Here is an 18,263-nt window from a genome sequence, read left to right as displayed (position 1 = left end):
GACATGGCGGAAACCACCGGGCGGTCATCGCCGGCGACGGTACCTGGGGACCAGTGACACGCCGGCGGTGACCGCGAGAATTGCGAAACTGTACAGGAGGGTCCGCTCGGCGGCGCGCAGGTGATCGGCGGGGCTCACCGGGGCGCCGGCGAAGAAGATCGTCGCCGTGACCGCGGCACCCATCGCGGCGCCCATCTGGTTGGCCGAGTTGAGCACGCCCGAGGCGGCTCCCGCGAGGGCCGCGGGCACGTTCCTCAGCGTCACGTGCGGCAGCACGGGGGCGATCATCCCCATGCCGATCCCGCTGAGGAACAGCCATGGCACGATGTCCGCGCTCCGCAGCCCGGTGCCGTGCCAGTGGAGGGCGAACACGAGGCCGAGCAGGCCGGGGATCATCACGCTCGACCCGACCCCGACGAACAGCCGGGCCGCCCGGTGGCCGTACCAGTTGGTGAACTGCCCGGTGCACGCGATCCCGAGCGGCCAGGCCAGCAAGGTCAGCCCCAGGCGCAGCGGGCTCCACCCGAGCCCGCTCTGCAGCGCCCAGGTCAGCGCGAGGTAGTAGCACGTGGTGCTGGAGTTCAGCGCCGTGCTGAGCACGGTGCCGCGGGTGAACGAGCGTTCGCCGAACAGCCGAGGCGGCACCAGCGGGGAGCCGCCCGATCGTTCGCGGCGTCGTTCGTGCCGTACGAACAGGGCCGTGACCGGCAGGCTCATGGCCAGGGCGGCGAGCAGCCACCACGGCCAGTGCAGCTCCCGGCCCTGCAGCAGCGGGCCGAGCAGGAGCAGGGACGCGGCGGCCAGCAGGAACACGCCGGGCAGGTCCAGCCGGGCCGGCTGCTCGGACCGGGACTCCCGCAGCCAGAGCGCGCCGCCGGCCAGCGCGATCAGACCGACCGGCACGTTCACGTAGAAGACCAGGCGCCAGCCGAGGCCGAAGGCGTCGACGGAGGTGAGCAGGCCGCCGAGGAGCGGGCCGCTGACCGTGGCCAGGCCGAGCACCAGGCCGCTCAGGCTGAGTGCGGTCGTCCGCGCCCGCCCGACCGGGAACTGTGTCGTGATCACCGACATCACCTGGGGCACCATGATCCCGCCGAAGACGCCCTGAGCGACGCGAGCGGCGACGAGCATCCCGGGCGAGACGGCGGCGCCGGCCGCGGCCGAGGCCGCCGTGAAGCCGAGCACTCCGATCAGGAAGATCTTCTGCCGTCCGGCGATGTCACCGAGCCGTCCTCCGGTGACGAGGGTCAGCGCGAACGCCAGGGCGTACCCGGCGACGACCCACTGACCGGCCGACCGCGAGCCGCCGAGGTCGTCGTGGATGCGGGGCAGGGCCACGTTGACGATCGTGACGTCGACCAGGTCCATGAACGCGGCGAGCAGCACGACCGCGAGCGCCGGCCAGCGGTGCCGGCCCGGGGGCGGGGGACGGGAGCGGTTCCGGCGGCGTGGCGCCGCGTGCTTCCCGGCCCCTCGACGGCGGGCGGGGTCGCGCGGTGCCTCGGTCACGCGGTCTCTCCTGGCCTCTGCCGCACTTCCCGTGGACGGCGCCCGCGAGCCGCTCCGGCGAGGCGCGGCACCTGTGCTCGTCGGGGACGTGGAGCGCATCGTAGCCCGGTATCCACCTCGACCGGCGCTCGATCACCCCGTGATCGGGCGCGGCGGGGTTCAGGTCACGCGGGCGCGTCGCCGCCGGCCGTGGCCAGCAGGTAGAGGAGGGCCGAGATGGTCGAGCCGGCCACGATCTCACCGCGGGAGATCAGCCCGGGCACGTCGCTGAGGGGCACCCATTCGACGCGCTCGGCCTCGACGTCGGTGGGCTCGCCGACGAGCGTGGCGCCGTCCGCGAGGAACAGGTGGTGAAGGCCGTCCGTCAGGCCTGGTGACGGCCGGATGTCGAGCAGCGGGCGGAGCTCGCCGGGTCGCCAGCCGGTCTCCTCCACCACTTCGCGGGCGGCGGCCTGCGCGGGGTCCTCGCCGGGCTCGACCCGCCCACCGGGGATCTCCCATCCCCAGGCGTCGGGGATGAACCGGTGCCGCCAGATCAGCAGGACCCGCCCGAGGCCGTCAACGGCGGCCACCCCGGCCGATGGCCGGACCCGGACAAGGTGGTGCTCGAAGCGGCGGCCGTCCGGCAACTCCACATCGGCCAGGCGGACATCGAGCCACGGGCTGCGGTAGATGGATCGTTCCCCGTGAAAAGTCCAGCGCATGACCCGGGACGCTATCGCTAGGGCGGGCGGGGCGGCGGATAGGGTCGGGGGCAACGGCAAGGAGACGCACCACCGTGAGTGAGCAGAGCACTGAGCTCGAGCAGGCGCCTGACCGCGTTTGGACGGTGCCGAACGCGCTCAGCCTGGCGCGCCTGCTCGCCGTCCCGGTGTTCTTCTGGCTCGTCCTGATCGAGGCTGACTGGTGGGCCCTCGGCCTGCTCGTCGCCGCGGGGCTGTCGGACTGGCTCGACGGGCGGCTCGCCCGGATGCTGAACCAGTTCAGCCGGCTGGGCGCCGTGCTCGACCCCGCCGCCGACCGGCTCTACATCTTCGCGACGCTCGTCGGGCTGACCATCCGCGACATCGTCCCACTCTGGCTGACCGCGCTGCTCCTGGCGCGAGAGCTTTTCATGGCCCTGTTGCTGGCCGTCATGCGGCGGCTCGGGTACGAGGCGTTCCCGGTGCACTTCGTGGGCAAGGCGGCGACGTTGTGCCTGCTCTATGCCTTCCCGCTGCTGCTGTGGGGAGATCATCCCGGCGGGGCCGCGGCGACCGCCAAGATCATCGGTTGGGCTTTCGCCATTTGGGGAACGGCACTGTACTGGTGGGCGGCGGCGCTCTATGCCGTTCAGGTGCGGCGCCTGCTGGGCGGCCGGACAACCCCGCCGCTGGATCCGGATCGCGGGCTCCAGGCCGCCGATCCGTCTCAGGTCGGGGGCCGAACCCCTGGAACAGGGGCATGAGAGGAGCTGGGGCGACTCGATGAAGGCCGTTGTCATGGCAGGTGGTGAGGGGACGCGACTGCGTCCGATGACCGCGAACCAGCCCAAGCCGTTGTTGCCCGTAATCAATCGGCCGATCATGGAGCACGTGCTGCGGCTGCTGAAGCGGCACGGGTTCACCGAGACCGTCGTCACTGTTCAATTCCTCGCCGCGCTGATCCGCAACTACTTCGGCGACGGGGAAGAACTGGGGATGTCGCTCCACTACGCGACGGAGGAGATGCCGCTCGGCACCGCGGGCAGCGTCAAGAACGCCCAGGACGCGCTGCGCGACGAGCGCTTCCTGGTGATCTCCGGGGACGCGCTCACCGACATCGACCTGTCCGACATGGTGCGGTTCCACAAGAAGAACGGCGCCATGGTGACCATCGGCCTCAAGCGGGTCCCCAATCCACTCGAGTTCGGGATCATCATCGTGGACGAAGAGGGCCGCATCCAGCGGTTCCTGGAGAAGCCCACGTGGGGACAGGTCTTCTCCGACACCGTCAACACCGGTATCTACGTGATGGAGCCCGAGGTCCTGGACCACTTCCCGCCGGGGCAGTCCGTCGACTGGTCCAGCGACGTCTTCCCGAAGCTCCTGCAGGAGGGCGCCCCGCTGTACGGCTACATCGCCGACGGTTACTGGGAGGACGTCGGTACCCACGAGAGCTATCTCAAGGCGCAGGCCGACATGCTCTCCGGGAAGATCGACGTGGAGATCGACGGGTTCGAGGTCTCGCCGGGAGTCTGGGTCGCCGAGGGCGCCGACGTCGACCCCGAGGCGGTCCTCAAGGGCCCCCTCTACGTCGGTGACTACGCCAAGGTCGAGGCGGGAGCCGAACTGCGCGAGTTCACCGTGCTCGGCAGCAACGTGGTCGTCAAGGAGGGCGCCTTCCTGCACCGGGCCGTCGTGCACGACAACGTCTTCGTCGGGCCCTCCACCAACCTCCGCGGCTGTGTGATCGGCAAGAACACCGACCTGATGGCCGGCACGCGGGTCGAGGAAGGCGCGATCGTCGGGGACGAGTGCGTCATCGAGGCGGAGGCCTACGTCTCCAGCGACGTCAAGATCTATCCGTTCAAGACGGTCGAGGCCGGCGCGGTCGTCAACACCAGCGTGATCTGGGAGTCCCGCGGGCAGCGCAACCTGTTCGGCCCCCGCGGGGTCTCCGGGCTCGTCAACGTCGAGATCACCCCGGAGCTGGTGGTGCGGCTGACCAGTGCCTACGCCACCTCGCTCAAGAAGGGCGCGATGGTCACGACGTCGCGTGACGCCAGCCGCGCCGCCCGTACCCTCAAGCGCGCGGCGATCAGCGCGCTGACCGCCAGCGCCATCAACGTCCACGATCTGGAGGCCAGCACGGTCCCGGTCGCCCGCTACGAGACGGCCCGCACCGACGCCGTGGGCGGCATCCTCATCCGGACCACCCCGGGCGATCCCCAGGGCGTCGACATCATGTTCATGGACGAGGACGGGTGCGACCTGTCCCAGAACGCGCAGCGCAAGCTGGAGCGGGTGTTCGGCCGGCAGGAGTACCGCCGGGCGTTCCCCGGCGAGATCGCCGAGCTGAGCTACCCTCCGCGCGTCGTCGAGACCTACTCCCGTGACCTGGTGGGCTGCGTGGACATCGGCGGCGTACGTGACGCCGAGCTCAAGGTCGTGCTCGACTGCGCGGGGGGCGTGGGATCACTGGTGGTGCCGAGCGTACTCGGCCGCGTCGGCGTCGACGTCCTCACCCGGAACAACGCCCTTGACGAGGCCTCGCCGACCGAGACCCTCGCGGAGCGCATGCGCGACCTTCAGCGTCTTGGTGAGCTGGTGTCGTCGTCACGGGCCGCCTTCGGGGTGCGCTTCGACCCCGTGGCCGAGCGGATCTCGCTGGTCAACGAGACCGGAAAGCTGATCAGCGACGACAGGGCCCTGCTGGTGATGCTCGACCTGGTCGCGGCCGAGCGGCGCGGCGGGCGGGTGGCGCTGCCGGTGACGACCACCCGGGTCGCCGAGCAGGTGTGCCGGTTCCACGGGGTCGAGGTGGAGTGGACCTCGACGTCCCAGGACGTGCTGACCAAGGCGGCCGCCGCGCCCGACATCATCTTCGCCGGCGACGGCCGGGGCGGATTCGTGATCCCGGAGTTCAGCAAGACGGTCGACGGCGTTGCCGCGTTCATCCGGCTGCTCGGCCTGGTGGCGCGCACGCGGCTGACGCTGTCCCAGATCGACGAGCGCATCCCCGAGGCGCACCTGCTCCGGCGGTCGGTGCCGACGCCGTGGGCGGCCAAGGGGAGCGTCATGCGCCACATCGTCGAGGAGGCCGGCGACCGCACGATCGACACCACCGACGGTGTACGGGTCGTGGAAGAGGACGGCCGGTGGGTGCTGGTGCTGCCCGACCCGGCCGAGGCGGTCACTCACGTGTGGGCAGAGGGCCCCGACACCGACAGTGCCCAGGCCCTGCTGGAGCAGTGGGCCGCCGTGGTCGAGCGCGTCGGCGCCTGATCCGCGGCCGGCTCACGAGGTCCCGTCTCACCGGCGGACGGCCCGAGCACCGGGAGGTCCTTGCCAGAATGACGAGGTGACCGAGCGGGAAGAACGGCGTGAGCGGGCGCCCGGGGGCTGGCGCCGCCCGGACGCGTCGATGTCCCTGCTCGCCGACCTGTTCGCCGGCAAGGCGCTCGACCCGGGTTACGCCGAGGCCGCGGAGCGCCGCGCCGCCGCGGCGGAGAGCGCGGCGGGGAGCACGGCGGACGGCGCGGCGCCGGGCGCGTCCCGGCCCGGCCCGTTGGCGCGCCACAGCTTCTTCGTGGCCGTGCTGGTCGTCGTGGGCCTGCTCCTGGCAGTGGCCGTCGAGGAGGTACGCCGCAGCGAACCGGTGGCGCATAAGGAGCGGGCCCGGCTCGTCGGCGAGATCCGTGGTCGTACGTCCGAGACCGACGCGCTGCAGCGGCGGCTGGAGGATCTGCGTCTCGAGACCGAGCGTCTCCGTGCCGTCGCCCTGACCCGCAGCGACGCCGGCCGCAGGACCCGGGGCGAGCTCGCGCGGGTGGCCGCCGCCGCGGCGGCGACATCCGCGTCGGGCGGGGCGCTGGTGGTCACCCTCGACGACGCCCCAGGCGGCGCGGACGGCGATGACCGGCCACCGACCGGCCGGGTCTACGATCAGGACCTGCAGATCCTGGTCAACGGGCTCTGGGCGGCGGGCGCGACCGCGATCGGCATCAACGGCCAGCGGCTGACCTCGACGACGGCGATCAGGTCCGCGGGGGAGGCCATCCTGGTCGACTACCGGCCGCTGTCGCCACCGTACGAGGTCACCGCGCTCGGTGATCGCGACCGTCTGAGGGCGGCCTTCGGCGACTCGTCGGCGAACCGTCATCTGCGGGCGTTGGAGGACCAGTTCGGCATCCGTGCCGACGTTCACACGAAGCGCGGAGCCCGGCTGCCGGCGGCGGGGGCGCTGCGGCTTCGGTATGCGCGTGAGGAGACCAGCGGGTGATCGCACTGATCGGCCTCGTCGCCGGGGTCCTGCTCGGGTTGCTGCTGCAGCCGACCGTGCCGCTCTGGCTGCAGCCGTACCTTCCCATCGCGATCGTCGCCGCGCTGGACGCGATGTTCGGGGGTCTGCGGGCCAGGCTCGAGGGCATCTTCGACGAGAAGGTCTTCGTCGTTTCCTTCCTGAGCAACACCATCATCGCCGCGCTCATCGTCTTCCTCGGCGATCAGCTCGGGGTCGGCTCCCAGCTGTCCACCGGGGTCGTGGTGGTCCTCGGCATCCGGATCTTCTCCAACGTCGCCGCCATCCGCAGAAAGCTGTTCAAGGCATGAGCGGGCGGCCGGAGACGAAGCCGCCGGAGGCGGACGAGGAACGCGGCGCGCCGCCGTCCGCCTCGGGGCCTCCGAGCGAGGCGGCGGGGCTGCGGGCGATGCTCTGGCCGAGGGCGAACCGGGCCCAGCTGGTCGTGGGCCTGCTCTGCCTGCTGCTCGGGTTCGCGGCCGTCGCGCAGGTGAAGTCCACCAAGGCCGACACCGGATTCGTGACCGCCCGGCAGGACGAGCTGGTCGGCATCCTGTCCGACCTCTCCCGGCGCTCTGAGCGGCTCCGCGGCGACATCCGCGACCTTGAGGGCACCAAGGCGAGCCTCGAACGGGACGGGCAGGGTGAGACCGCCCTCGAGGAGGCGCGCGAGCGAGCCCACACCTATGGCCTCCTGGCGGGCACGCTCCCCGCCGTCGGCCCGGGCATCACGCTGGACATCACCGACCCGTCGCGCCGGGTCCGCGCCGACGTCCTGCTAGACACGCTCCAGGAACTGCGTGACGCCGGTGCCGAGGTCATCCAGGTCAACGACGTCCGGATCGGCGTCGACAGCCACTTCCTGGACTCGCCCGGCGGTGGTGTCGAGGTGGACGGGCGGCGGCTCCAGGCCCCCTACCGGTTCGTCGCGATCGGGGACCCGCACACCCTGGCCACCGCGCTCAACATCCCCGGCGGAGTCATGAAGACGCTTATGGGGGCCGGGGCGAACGGATCGATCACTCAGCATCAAAGGATCTCGGTGAGCGCGGTACGGTCTTAGGGTGGAACTTGCCGGGGGTAGTGATCGCAGGTCGTCCGCGCGGCAGCATAGACCCGCGATCACCGTCGAAGGTAGCTTGAGGGCGACCGAGTCCAGTTGACCCTTCAGGCCTTGCACGCTTAAGTTGCGGCAACCGTCGTATTTGGCGGGCGGGGGAGTAGTGGGCGTGCCGGAGGCGCGCCGAAGGTAGGAGGCCGAGCCGATCGATGCCGAGCGTCTACTGCACGCAGTGTGGTCACGCCAACCCGGATGATGCCCGCTTCTGCTCGAACTGCGGCACCCCTCTCATGAGGGGTGTGCCACCCGCGCCGGCGGAACGGCCGGGTGAGTCCACATCCACCATCTCGCTGAGCGGGCTCGAGGCGGCTCTGGAGGGCGAGCAGGGTGAGGAACTCGGTCCTGACCAGATGGCCGTCGAGGCACTGCCACCGGGCACGGCGCTGCTCGTGGTCAAGCGGGGGCCGAACGCCGGAAGCCGATTCCTGCTCGACAGCGAGAGCACCTCGGCGGGGCGCCACCCCGAGAGCGACATCTTCCTCGACGATGTGACCGTGTCCCGCAGGCACGCCGAGTTCAGCCGGCGGGGGACCTCGTTCTCCGTCAGGGACGTCGGCAGCCTCAACGGCACGTACGTGAACCGCGAGCGCATCGACGAGGCCGGCCTGTCCGGCGGCGACGAGGTGCAGATCGGCAAGTTCCGGTTGGTGTTCCTCACCAACCCGCAGCACGTCTGAGAGGTAGGGGACGCGGCGACCGACGGGAAGGCCATGAACGCTCACGCTGCCCAGGCCCACATGACGATCGGGGACGTGCTCGGCCGGCTTCGGGCGGAGTTCCCGGATGTCACCATCTCCAAGATCCGTTTCTTGGAGGCCGAGGGGCTGGTCGAGCCGGAGCGCAGCCCGGCGGGCTACCGGAAGTTCAGCCAGTCCGACATCGAGCGGCTGCGGTTCATCCTGGCGGCTCAACGTGATCATTATCTGCCGCTCCGGGTGATAAAGGAACGGCTGGAGGCACGGGACCGGGGAGCCGACGCCGCACCGCCGGCCCGCCGCGGACCGCGCACGCTGGTGGCGGCCGACACGACGGCCGAGGAGCCGGACGTACGGCTGACCCGCCGGCAGCTCATCGATGGAGCCGGCGTCGACGAGGCCTTCCTGGCTCGGCTGGAGGAGTTCGGGCTCGTCCGCAGGCTCGGCTCCCACTATGACGGAGACGCGCTGACGGTGGCGCGCACGGCCGCCGCGCTCGGGGTCTTCGGTTTCGAGGCGCGGCACCTGCGCGCCGTGAAGGCGGCGGCCGACCGCGAGGTCGGCCTCATCGAACAGGTCGTCGGCCCACTGCTGCGGCAGCGCAGCCCGGGTGCGCACGCCCGGGCCGACGAGACCGCCAATGAGATCGCGGCCCTGTCGGTGAAACTGCACGCGGCCCTTGTCTCGGCGGGGCTTCGGGAAAGCCTCAATCGCTAGCTTCGGGGACGAGGAGGCGCTTACCGGCCCTTCGAGTCGCCGGACCCTCCGGACCTAGGTGTACGTTGGCTACAAGGTCCAGTAACAAGATCTGGAGCGCAGCCTACTTTCGCTGGGGAGCCGCCGTGAAGCAGATGGAGGTCGTCGGCGTCCGGGTCGAGATGCCCTCCAATCAGCCGATCGTCCTGTTGAAGGAGACGGACGGCGACCGCTACCTGCCCATCTGGATCGGAGCGGTGGAGGCGACGGCGATCGCCTTCGCCCAGCAGGGCGTGCTTCCTGCGCGTCCGCTCACCCATGATCTGTTCCGGGACGTCATCGAGGCCCTGGACGTGCAGCTGAACACCGTGAACATCACCGCGCTCCGCGAAGGGATCTTCTTCGCGGATCTGATCTTCTCCAATGGTGTCGAGGTGAGTGCCCGGCCCTCCGACTCGATCGCCCTGGCGCTGCGCACCGGGGCGGCCATCTTCGCCAGTGAGGACGTCCTGGAGGAGGCCGGGGTCTCGATCCCCGACGAGCAGGAGGACGAGGTCGAGAAGTTCCGCGAGTTCCTCAACACGATCTCGCCGGACGATTTCGGCCGGGCCGGCTAACATCCGGTCGGCTTCGTCGCCGCCCGCGCACCCCGCGTCACGCCCGTGCGGGGACGCTTGTTTGCGGCCGTACAGGTCACGCAGGTCACGCTCGGTTCCGGACCACCCGGATCTGGGTAGGTTGTCAGTGGGCGGCGACGTGCGCAGTTTGCCCACGTGAAGCCGGTTCATCCGGGCATGCGACGCGCCGACGATGAACGTTGACCACACTCTGACCGGCACCTACCGTGCTGGTGGAACACCCGTGGTGTGATTCGTCGAACCCCCTTGACGGAACGCCGCGGCTGACAGAAGCCGGAGGTCCGCGTGGCGGCGAGCAGCGGCGAGGGCAATGTGACCCACGACAGGCACACCGCGTCCCAGCGCGCCGGAGAGCAAGGGCTGCTGTTCGACACCGACGTGTCGGCTCCCCCCGAGGACGTCGGCTACCGCGGCCCGACCGCGTGCTCGGCCGCCGGGATCACCTACCGGCAGCTCGACTACTGGGCGCGTACGGCCCTGGTCGAGCCCAGTGTCCGCCCGGCCCACGGATCGGGCAGCCAGCGGCTCTACAGCTTCCGCGACATCCTCGTGCTCAAGGTCGTCAAGCGGTTGCTCGACACCGGTGTTTCGCTCCAGCAGATACGCACGGCGGTGTCGCACCTGCGCAACCGCGGGGTGCGCGACCTCGCCCAGATCACCTTGATGAGCGACGGCGTGAGCGTCTACGAGTGCACCTCCCCGGACGAGGTCGTCGATCTGCTCCAGGGTGGCCAGGGCGTCTTCGGGATCGCGCTCGGGCGTGTCTGGCGCGAGGTCGAGGGCAGCCTGGCCGAACTACCCGCCGAACGGGCCGTGCCCGACGGCGACACCGGCGACGAGCACCCCCACGACGAGCTGGCGCACCGCCGGCGGCGCAGAACCGTGTAGATTGCCGCGCCTCCGGCGCGGCGGTGTTCATGGCGCTCGCTCCGCTCGCGCGGCTCGGGGCGCTTTGCGGCGCTGTCTTCCCTCGTCGCTCCGGTCGCAGGCTCCCTTCGCTCCTCAGTCCAGACAGCGCCGCGCCCCGAGCGGCCTCTTCAGTCGGGGCACCGCCGGGACATCGGTCGCTCCACGGCGTAGATCTCTTTGGTAACGCTCAGATGGCCTTCTTGCGCTGGAGGTAGGCGAACGCGGCCCAGCCGGGCAGTACGGGCAGCCAGAAGGTCAGCAGCCGGAACAGCAGCACCGCCGAGGTCGCGGTCTCGACCGGCAGCCCCGACAGTGTCAGGCCCAGCGAGAGGGCGCCCTCGACCGCGCCCAGGCCGCCGGGCGTGGGGGCGGCCGAGCCCAGCGCGTTGCCGGTGAGGAACACGATGATGATCACGGTCCAGGGCAGCGAGCCGCCGACGGCGCGGATGGAGGCGTCCAGGCACACGATGAATGCCGTCGACAGCAGCAGGATGCCGCCCAGGCCGGTCACGATCTTCTTGGGTGTCTGGATCACGTCGACCAGCCGTGGCACGACGCCGGAGAGCATCGGCCGCAGCCGCGAGACGACCAGGCGCCGCACCCGGGGTATGGCGGCGGCGGCCGCGGACAGCACGCCCACCCCGAGTAGGACGATCACGACCGTGCGGGACGGCGCGAGGTCCTTGGCGTTCTGCGACGAGCCGGTGACGAAGCCGAACACCACCAGCAGCAGGACGTGCACCACCATCCCGGACAGCTGTGAGGCGCCGACGCTGGCGACGGCGGGACCCGGCCGTACTCCGGAGCGCTGGAGGTAGCGGCTGTTGACGGCCACCCCGGTGACCGCCGCGGGCGCGACCAGCTTCACGAACGAGGCGGCGAGCTGTACCAGGATCGTCCGGCCCAGGGGGAGCCGTTCCGGGACGAACCCGATCAGCATCATCGCGGCCGCGAGGAAGGTCACGCCGGAGGCGACCAGCCCGACCGCCGTCCACTGCCAGTCGGAGCGCGCGATGAGCCGGCCCAGGTCGACGTTGCTGAGCTGGGACAGCAGAAAGTAGGTGCCGGCCGCGCCGGCGATGATGGTGACCAGGGTGCGCGGGCGGAACCGCTCCAGCCGGACCGGTTCGACGTCGATCTCGGGCCGCAGCCGCAGGATCTGCTCGCGGATCCGGGTCAGCAGCTCCTTCTCGCGCTGCAGCGTCGACCGGGTCTCGCGGTTGAGCGCGACCTGCTGAAGCATCGGCACGGTCGCGACGAGCGTGTCGGTGCCGAGCACGCCGGCCGCGCTGCTCACGGCGCGCTCGGGGCCGACCCGCAGGGCAAGGGTGGTGAGAAGCTGGGCCAGGTCGAGCCTGAGGACGAGATCGCTGGCGGCGATCTCGCCGGCCCGCAGATCGACGATGTAGGGCTGGCCGTCGTCGCCGACGAGGATGCCCTCGGCCTCCAGCCGTCGGTGCGCCAGCCGCTGGGCCTGCAACAGCCGCAGCTGCCGCCAGATGGCGGTGAGCAGATCGTCGGTAATCTCGTCGTCGCCCAGGACGTCGAGCCTGCGCCCGGGTACGTACTCGTACGCCAGCAGCGCGGCCTCGGAGCCGACCTCGGAGGCGGCGAGCAGCCGTGGCGTGCGAACCCCCGCCGCCGCGGCCGCGTAGGCCATCAGGGACTCCTGCTCCAGCGACCGGCGCAGGGAGCGGAAGGCGCGCCGGTTGGTGCCGCCGCGCAGCCGGGCGTACCGCCAGACGCGATAGAGGAGCCCCGCCGTCTGCTGGTCCCGGTCGAGGACCATGACGTCGAGGGCGGGGTCGGGCGGTCCGGAGCCGCCGCCGCGGTCCTCACCCGTCGTGCCGGGGTCGGCGAGCTCGACGCCGTAGCGCCGGGTCTCCTGGGGGCCGTCGGGAAGCCGCCGGGCGCTCACCGGCATCAGCCCCATGCGGGTCAGGGCGGTGACGACGGCTGTGCCGGGCGGCCGCGGGTTGGGCGTGCCGATGGCGTAGAGCGTGCCGTAGCCGATCGTCCGGCCGAGGACATAGGTGGCGACCAGCGCCAGCACCGAGGCGAAGCCGGCGGTCAGCGCGGCGAGCGCGGCCAGTCCGATCACCGACCAAGTGATCAGTTGCCACCGGGGTCGCCCGGCGAGCCGCACCGCGGTGATATAGGCGATCACCGGGGTGATATCGGTGTGCAGCGGGTCGGAGCCGCGGCCGCCCCAGCTCAGCGAGTCGGCGGGCCCGCCCGGGCCGGCCACCCATTCGTCCAGTCCGAGCGTGGCGCCGAGGGCGAGCACCGCGGCGAGCAGGCCGACGGCGATCCGCAGCCCGTCTCTGCGGATCAACCGGTCGACCGCGAAGACGACCGGGACGGCGAGCACGCCGAAACTCGACACGAGGGTCGCGAGGTTGAACAGGAAGTGCGGCGCTTGATCGGTGCCATGGGTGATGTCGGACTGCAGGCCGCTGGTCGTCTGCGTGGCGATGCTCGGCAGCAGCAGCACCACACCGAGCGCGACGGCGAAGGCGAGGAAGCGGATGGCGTCGGAGGGCCTGCGGATGCGCCACGGGCGGGGCGGTTCGTCCACGGGTACGCCACCGGGCTCATCGACCGCCGGGGTCGTCACCTCATGATGCGTCCGTGCCACCCGTCACCACCCTCTTGGACACCCGTCCGAAGTGAACGCGTGATCAGGCCGCCAGACACGTGGCGAGCCAGTCGGGAGGCACCCGCACCTCGCGCCCCCGGCCCTGCGTGAACTGGGTACATCGTACTTGTCACCCCTGTCGGGCCATACCTGGTCCGCGAGGAAGCCGCCCGCGTGTCCCGGGTCCGGGTCCGGGCTCGGTTGATCGGCTCGGCGGCGTGGTTGGGTAGGCTTCACCCAGTAGGCCGTCGACCCTGTGCGGGAGAGATCCCACGCCGCCTGGCGTGGGGCGCCGAAGGGGCAACCTCCCCGGAACCTCTCAGGCAAAAGGACCGCGTGGGCGAGGCACCTCTGGAGTCGGCCGCTCCACCACCGGGAGCCGGCGACAGAGGGGGAGACCTGCCACCGGCACGCCCGGTGGCGGCCTGAGCACCGCAGCAGCCCAGGAGGCTCCCGTATGACCGCTGAGCGCACCTTCGCCGACCGCCACATCGGGCCCTCGCCCGACGAGCACGCCCGGATGCTGGAGGTCGTCGGATACGCCGACGTCGCCGATCTCATCGACGAGGCCGTGCCCGCGGCCATCCGCAGCGCAGAGCCGCTCCGGCTCCCGCCCGCGCTGAGCGAGACCGCGACCCTGCGCAGGCTGCGCGAGCTGGCCGCGCAGAACGAGGTCCTCACCTCGATGATCGGTCTCGGCTACCACGGGACGATCACCCCCGGCGTCATCCAGCGCAACGTCCTCGAGAACCCGGGCTGGTACACCGCCTACACCCCGTACCAGCCGGAGATCTCCCAGGGCCGGCTGGAGGCCCTGCTGAACTTCCAGACCGTCGTGAGCGACCTGACCGGGCTGCCGGTCGCGGGCGCGTCGATGCTCGACGAGGGCACGGCGGCGGCCGAGGCGATGGCCCTGGCGCACCGGATCTCGCGGCGCCGCGAACCGGGCACGTTCCTCGTGGACGCCGGCGCGCTGCCGCAGACGATCGAGGTCGTACGGGCCCGGGCCAGACCGCTCGGCATCGAGGTGATCGTCGCGGACCTGGCAGGCGGGCTCCCGGACGGTGACATCTTCGGTGTGCTGGTGCAGTACCCCGCCGCGGACGGGGCGGTACGCGATTTCACGCCGCTGGCCGAGGCGGCGCACGAGCGCGGCGCCAAGCTCGTCGTGGCCGCCGACCTGCTCGCGCTCACCCTGCTGCGGCCGCCCGGCGAGTTCGGCGCCGACATCGCGGTGGGCTCGGCCCAGCGCTTCGGCGTGCCGTACGGCTTCGGCGGGCCGCACGCGGGCTACCTGGCGGTCGGCGAGGGCATCCAGCGCCAGCTGCCGGGCCGGCTCGTGGGCGTCTCGGTCGACGCGGACGGCCGGCAGGCCTACCGGCTCGCGCTGCAGACCCGCGAGCAGCACATCCGCCGCGAGAAGGCAACGAGCAACATCTGCACGGCACAGGTGCTGCTGGCCGTGATGGCGAGCATGTACGCGGTCTACCACGGCCCCGAGGGGCTGACCGCGATCGCCGAGCGGGTCCACGGGCACGCGGCGGCCATCGCGGCGGGGCTGCGCGAGGGCGGGGTCGAGGTCGTGCACGACGCCTTCTTCGACACGGTGCTGGCCCGGGTGCCGGGGCGCGCGGACACGATCGTCGCCGAGGCAAGGGCACGGGGTGTCAACCTGCGGCCCGTCGACGCCGACCACGTCGGCATCACGTGCGACGAGACCACCCTCGACGAGCACGCCGCCGTGGTGTGGGAGGCGTTCGGCGTCGGCCGGCCGGCCGGTGCGACCGGTGATACGGCCGCGGCCGTCCCCGCCGCCCTGCGGCGAGACAGCGTCTTCCTGACCCATCCCGTCTTCCACGCCCACCGCTCCGAGACCGCGATGCTGCGGTACCTGCGGTGGCTGCAGGACAAGGACATCGCGCTCGACCGCTCGATGATCCCGCTGGGCTCCTGCACGATGAAGCTCAACGCCACCTCGGAGATGGAAGCGATCACCTGGCCCGAGTTCGCGCAGATCCACCCGTTCGCGCCGGTCGACCAGGCGCGCGGGTATCTCGAGCTGATCGGCGAACTCGAGGACCGGCTGGCCGAGATCACCGGCTACAGCCGGGTGTCGGTGCAGCCCAACGCCGGATCGCAGGGCGAGCTGGCCGGTCTGCTCGCGGTGCGCGCCTACCACGACGCCCGCGGCGACGCGCGCCGGACCGTCTGCCTGATCCCCTCTTCGGCGCACGGCACCAACGCCGCCAGCGCGGTCATGGCCGGCATGCGGGTCGTGGTGGTCGCCTGCGACGACCGCGGGAACATCGACCTCGACGACCTGACCGCCAAGATCGCCAAGCATCGCGACGACCTCGCCGCGATCATGGTGACGTACCCCTCGACGCACGGCGTCTTCGAGGAGACGATCACGCAGGTGTGCGCGGCCGTCCACGAGGCGGGCGGTCAGGTCTATGTCGACGGCGCCAATCTCAACGCGCTGGTGGGGCTCGCCAGGCTCGGTGAGTTCGGAGCCGACGTGTCGCACCTGAACCTGCACAAGACGTTCTGCATCCCGCACGGCGGCGGTGGCCCGGGCGTCGGACCGGTCGGCGTGCGCGAGCACCTGGCGCCGTTCCTGCCCAACCATCCCCTGCGCGCCGAGGCCGGGCCCGCGACCGGGGTCGGACCGATCTCCGCGGCTCCGTGGGGTTCCGCGGGCATCCTGCCGATCTCGTGGGCGTACATCGCCATGATGGGCCCCGACGGCCTGCGCGCGGCCACCGAGGGCGCCATCCTGGCCGCGAACTACGTGGCCCGGCGGCTCGCCCCGCACTACCCGATCCTCTACACGGGCCGCGGCGGGCTCGTGGCGCACGAGTGCATCGCCGATCTCCGCAAGATCACCAAGGAGACGGGGATCACCGCCGAGGACGTCGCCAAGCGCTTGATCGACTATGGGTTCCACGCGCCGACCCTCTCGTTCCCGGTGGCCGGCACCCTGATGATCGAGCCGACCGAGAGCGAGGACCTCACCGAGCTCGACCGCTTCTGCGACGCCATGATCGCGATCCGGTCGGAGATCGAACAGGTCGCGACCGGCGAGTACGACCCGCAGGACAACCCGCTGAAGCACGCGCCGCACACGGCCGAGTGCCTGGTCGCGGGGGACTGGAAGCACGCCTACTCGCGGGAGGAGGCGGCCTACCCGCTGCCGTCGCTACGCGAGAACAAGTACTGGCCGCCCGTGCGCCGTGTCGACCAGGCCTACGGTGACCGCAACCTGGTCTGCTCGTGCCCCCCTCCGGAGGCGTTCGAGGACTGAGGACCGTGCGGCCGCGGATCATCGACGTGATGGTGTCGCCACGGGACGCCGGGGGCCGCGATCGGTAGGCTCAACGGGCATCCGGCCGAACCGCTGCAAGGGCGTGGTGATGAGCGCGACTTCCGACGAGGCGACCGCGGATCCGTCGCTGCGCTGCGAGGAGGCCCGCCGCTTCGCCGAGAGCGGTGACCTCGAACGCGCCGCCCGGCTGTTCGAGGAGGTCCTCGAGCTCGGGGACGTTCCGCAGCGGGCGCTGGCCGCCCTCGGGCTCGCCGTCGTGCTGGAGGACTTCGGCGACGTTGAGGGCGCCCGGGAGGCCGACTGGGCCGCGATCGAGACCAGGGACGCCGAGTACGGCCCGCGTGCGGCCTATCACCTCGCGCTCAGCCACGAACGCGCGGGCGAACGCGGACCCGCCGGAGAGGCGTGGGGGGTCGTGGCCGATTTCGGCAACCCCGCGTACCTTCCCCCGGCCTTCCTCGCGCTCGCGCGGCTCGCCGACGACGAGGGCGACGTGTCCTCGGCCTGTGAGTGGTGGGAGCGGGCGATCGGCACCGGTGACGAGGAGTACGCCCCCGTCGCCGCGCACGACCTCGCCCACCGGCTACTGGAACAGGGCGAGTCCGCGCGGGCGCAGCGGGTGCTCGCCGACGCGCTGCGGCTCGTTGACCGCGCCGCCGCTCCGTACGCCTACGCGCGGCTGGCGGCGGCGATCGGCATCGCCCACCTCGACCAGGCGATCGGCGCGTTCGGCGCCGTACTCGAGGCCGGAGACGGCGACGCCGAGGTGGCGGCCCTGGCCACCGAACTGCTGGCCCGGACGCTGCCGCTGCGCGGCCGCGGCGATGAGTCCGCCGAGGTCTGGCGGCGCGGTCTCACCGATCCCGTCCTCGCCGAGCAGGTGCGGGCGCGGCTCCGGCGCGACCTGCCGGCCGGCGACGAGGCGGGTGACGGGGCAGGAGACGGAGCCGAGGCCGGCGAACCGTGGTGGGAACCGCACGTCGAGTCCGCCCTCCGGGCGAACACGCTTCCCTCGCTCACCGGAGAGGTGTTCGGCGCGCTCGACGACATGTACGCGCTGATCGCGCTGCGTTACGCCGAGGGCGTGGCGGATCTCCCCGTGGAGACCCGCGAGCTGCTGGGCCGGGCCGTGCGGGTGCCCAGCGAGTACGCGTGGGGTCGCGGTCTGCACGACAGCTTCGCCGAACGGCTCAGGGCCGCGATGGGATCGCGGGCGCCGGTGCTGCCTCCGCGGTGGCCCGACCCTCCGGGCGGGTAGCCCGCCGGGACCGGCTACTCGGCTACCCGGCTATGTCGCGCTGAGCGATGACCTTGCCGATCCGGAGCCGGACCAGCAACTCGCCCGGCACCGCGTTGCGCTCGCCGTACCTCTCGGCCCGGTCCGCGCCCATGTAGCGGCCGCCGAGGATCGTCGCCCACTTCCGCACCTCGCCGAGGTCCTGCGAGAGGGAGGCCTCGCCGAAGACGGTGACGAAGGAGTACGGCGGCCGCTCGTCGTCCACGCAGAGTGACGCCCGCGGATCACGCCGCAGGGCCCGGCCTTTGACGCCCTCGCCGTACGTGGTGAAAACGAGGTCGGGACCGTCCAGTACGAACCAGATCGGGGTGACGTGCGGGCTGCCGTCGGCACGCGTCACCCCGATCTTTCCGGTGCGGGTGCCGGTGGAGACGAATTCCCGCCACTCGGTCTCTGTCATCTGCTCCATGGACCAAGTCTGCCCACATGATCGTCGCAGCACGCCCGGAGTTCTCC

Annotated in this window: 15 protein-coding genes and 1 riboswitch; of the genes, 11 read left to right on the top strand and 4 right to left on the bottom strand. The window is 71.5% G+C overall.

The window, feature by feature from the left end:
• Nucleotides 1–24: 24 nt before the first annotated feature.
• The gene (locus HKK74_RS30310; RefSeq protein WP_187246808.1) at nucleotides 25–1,509 is read right to left on the bottom strand and encodes an MFS transporter; all 1,485 of its coding nucleotides are present in this window, start codon (nucleotides 1,507–1,509) and stop codon (nucleotides 25–27) included.
• Between the two features lie 164 nt (nucleotides 1,510–1,673).
• Nucleotides 1,674–2,213: an NUDIX hydrolase gene (locus HKK74_RS30305; protein ID WP_187246807.1), complete on the bottom strand. Its 540-nt coding sequence runs from the start codon at nucleotides 2,211–2,213 to the stop codon at nucleotides 1,674–1,676.
• A gap of 74 nt (nucleotides 2,214–2,287) precedes the next feature.
• Here HKK74_RS30305 and clsA point away from each other — a divergent pair, with 74 nt between their 5' ends.
• The 9 genes from clsA to HKK74_RS30260 all read left to right on the top strand — a co-directional run bounded on the left by clsA (nucleotide 2,288) and on the right by HKK74_RS30260 (nucleotide 10,526).
• Nucleotides 2,288–2,956 carry a cardiolipin synthase ClsA gene (gene clsA / locus HKK74_RS30300; protein ID WP_187246806.1) on the top strand — a complete coding sequence of 223 codons (669 nt, stop codon included), beginning with the start codon at nucleotides 2,288–2,290 and terminating at the stop codon, nucleotides 2,954–2,956.
• 19 nt (nucleotides 2,957–2,975) lie between these two features.
• Entirely contained in the window at nucleotides 2,976–5,474 is a 2,499-nt protein-coding gene (locus tag HKK74_RS30295; RefSeq protein WP_187246805.1) for a mannose-1-phosphate guanyltransferase, read from the top strand.
• 76 nt (nucleotides 5,475–5,550) lie between these two features.
• The gene (locus HKK74_RS30290) at nucleotides 5,551–6,471 is read left to right on the top strand and encodes a DUF881 domain-containing protein (RefSeq protein WP_187246804.1); all 921 of its coding nucleotides are present in this window, start codon (nucleotides 5,551–5,553) and stop codon (nucleotides 6,469–6,471) included.
• Entirely contained in the window at nucleotides 6,468–6,800 is a 333-nt protein-coding gene (locus HKK74_RS30285) for a small basic family protein (protein ID WP_187246803.1), read from the top strand. Before HKK74_RS30290 ends, HKK74_RS30285 begins: the two co-directional genes overlap by 4 nt.
• On the top strand, nucleotides 6,797–7,552 hold the full coding sequence (locus HKK74_RS30280; RefSeq protein WP_187246802.1) for a DUF881 domain-containing protein: 756 nt from the start codon (nucleotides 6,797–6,799) through the stop codon (nucleotides 7,550–7,552). The genes HKK74_RS30285 and HKK74_RS30280 overlap by 4 nt, the downstream gene beginning before the upstream one ends.
• Before the next feature lie 206 nt (nucleotides 7,553–7,758).
• Nucleotides 7,759–8,286, top strand: a complete 528-nt coding sequence (locus HKK74_RS30275; RefSeq protein ID WP_187246801.1) for an FHA domain-containing protein — start codon at nucleotides 7,759–7,761, stop codon at nucleotides 8,284–8,286.
• A gap of 33 nt (nucleotides 8,287–8,319) precedes the next feature.
• Nucleotides 8,320–9,021 (top strand): transcriptional regulator FtsR, encoded by a 702-nt coding sequence (ftsR, locus tag HKK74_RS30270; protein WP_187246800.1) that lies wholly within the window; start codon nucleotides 8,320–8,322, stop codon nucleotides 9,019–9,021.
• Nucleotides 9,022–9,146: 125 nt separating this feature from the next.
• Entirely contained in the window at nucleotides 9,147–9,617 is a 471-nt protein-coding gene (locus HKK74_RS30265) for a bifunctional nuclease family protein (RefSeq protein WP_187246799.1), read from the top strand.
• Between the two features lie 306 nt (nucleotides 9,618–9,923).
• Nucleotides 9,924–10,526 carry a MerR family transcriptional regulator gene (locus HKK74_RS30260; RefSeq protein ID WP_187246798.1) on the top strand — a complete coding sequence of 201 codons (603 nt, stop codon included), beginning with the start codon at nucleotides 9,924–9,926 and terminating at the stop codon, nucleotides 10,524–10,526.
• A 208-nt stretch (nucleotides 10,527–10,734) separates the two neighbouring features.
• Here the strand turns inward: HKK74_RS30260 and HKK74_RS30255 are convergent, their stop codons facing one another.
• Entirely contained in the window at nucleotides 10,735–13,185 is a 2,451-nt protein-coding gene (locus HKK74_RS30255; RefSeq protein ID WP_312881938.1) for a lysylphosphatidylglycerol synthase domain-containing protein, read from the bottom strand.
• 249 nt (nucleotides 13,186–13,434) lie between these two features.
• Nucleotides 13,435–13,530: riboswitch (glycine riboswitch) on the top strand.
• Between the two features lie 112 nt (nucleotides 13,531–13,642).
• On the opposite strand from HKK74_RS30255, the gene gcvP reads away from it, so the two are divergent.
• Nucleotides 13,643–16,489 carry an aminomethyl-transferring glycine dehydrogenase gene (gcvP, locus tag HKK74_RS30250; RefSeq protein ID WP_187246797.1) on the top strand — a complete coding sequence of 949 codons (2,847 nt, stop codon included), beginning with the start codon at nucleotides 13,643–13,645 and terminating at the stop codon, nucleotides 16,487–16,489.
• Nucleotides 16,490–16,598: 109 nt separating this feature from the next.
• Entirely contained in the window at nucleotides 16,599–17,768 is a 1,170-nt protein-coding gene (locus tag HKK74_RS30245) for a tetratricopeptide repeat protein (protein WP_187246796.1), read from the top strand.
• A gap of 22 nt (nucleotides 17,769–17,790) precedes the next feature.
• Here HKK74_RS30245 and HKK74_RS30240 read toward each other — a convergent pair whose 3' ends face one another.
• Nucleotides 17,791–18,216 (bottom strand): PPOX class F420-dependent oxidoreductase, encoded by a 426-nt coding sequence (locus tag HKK74_RS30240; RefSeq protein WP_187246795.1) that lies wholly within the window; start codon nucleotides 18,214–18,216, stop codon nucleotides 17,791–17,793.
• Nucleotides 18,217–18,263 lie beyond the last annotated feature (47 nt).

It is taken from the genome of Actinomadura alba (assembly GCF_014323705.1).
In the GTDB taxonomy this organism is placed as follows: Bacteria; Actinomycetota; Actinomycetes; order Streptosporangiales; family Streptosporangiaceae; genus Actinomadura_C; species Actinomadura_C alba.
This window is presented reverse-complemented; position numbering and strand designations above follow the sequence as displayed.

Coding starts and splice junctions, on each gene's coding strand:
- ftsR (WP_187246800.1), top strand. CDS start 8,320: ATGAACGCTCACGCTGCCCAGGCCCACATGACGATCGGGGACGTGCTC.
- HKK74_RS30280 (WP_187246802.1), top strand. CDS start 6,797: ATGAGCGGGCGGCCGGAGACGAAGCCGCCGGAGGCGGACGAGGAACGC.
- HKK74_RS30275 (WP_187246801.1), top strand. CDS start 7,759: ATGCCGAGCGTCTACTGCACGCAGTGTGGTCACGCCAACCCGGATGAT.
- HKK74_RS30305 (WP_187246807.1), bottom strand. CDS start 2,213: ATGCGCTGGACTTTTCACGGGGAACGATCCATCTACCGCAGCCCGTGG.
- HKK74_RS30245 (WP_187246796.1), top strand. CDS start 16,599: ATGAGCGCGACTTCCGACGAGGCGACCGCGGATCCGTCGCTGCGCTGC.
- gcvP (WP_187246797.1), top strand. CDS start 13,643: ATGACCGCTGAGCGCACCTTCGCCGACCGCCACATCGGGCCCTCGCCC.
- HKK74_RS30295 (WP_187246805.1), top strand. CDS start 2,976: ATGAAGGCCGTTGTCATGGCAGGTGGTGAGGGGACGCGACTGCGTCCG.
- HKK74_RS30240 (WP_187246795.1), bottom strand. CDS start 18,216: ATGGAGCAGATGACAGAGACCGAGTGGCGGGAATTCGTCTCCACCGGC.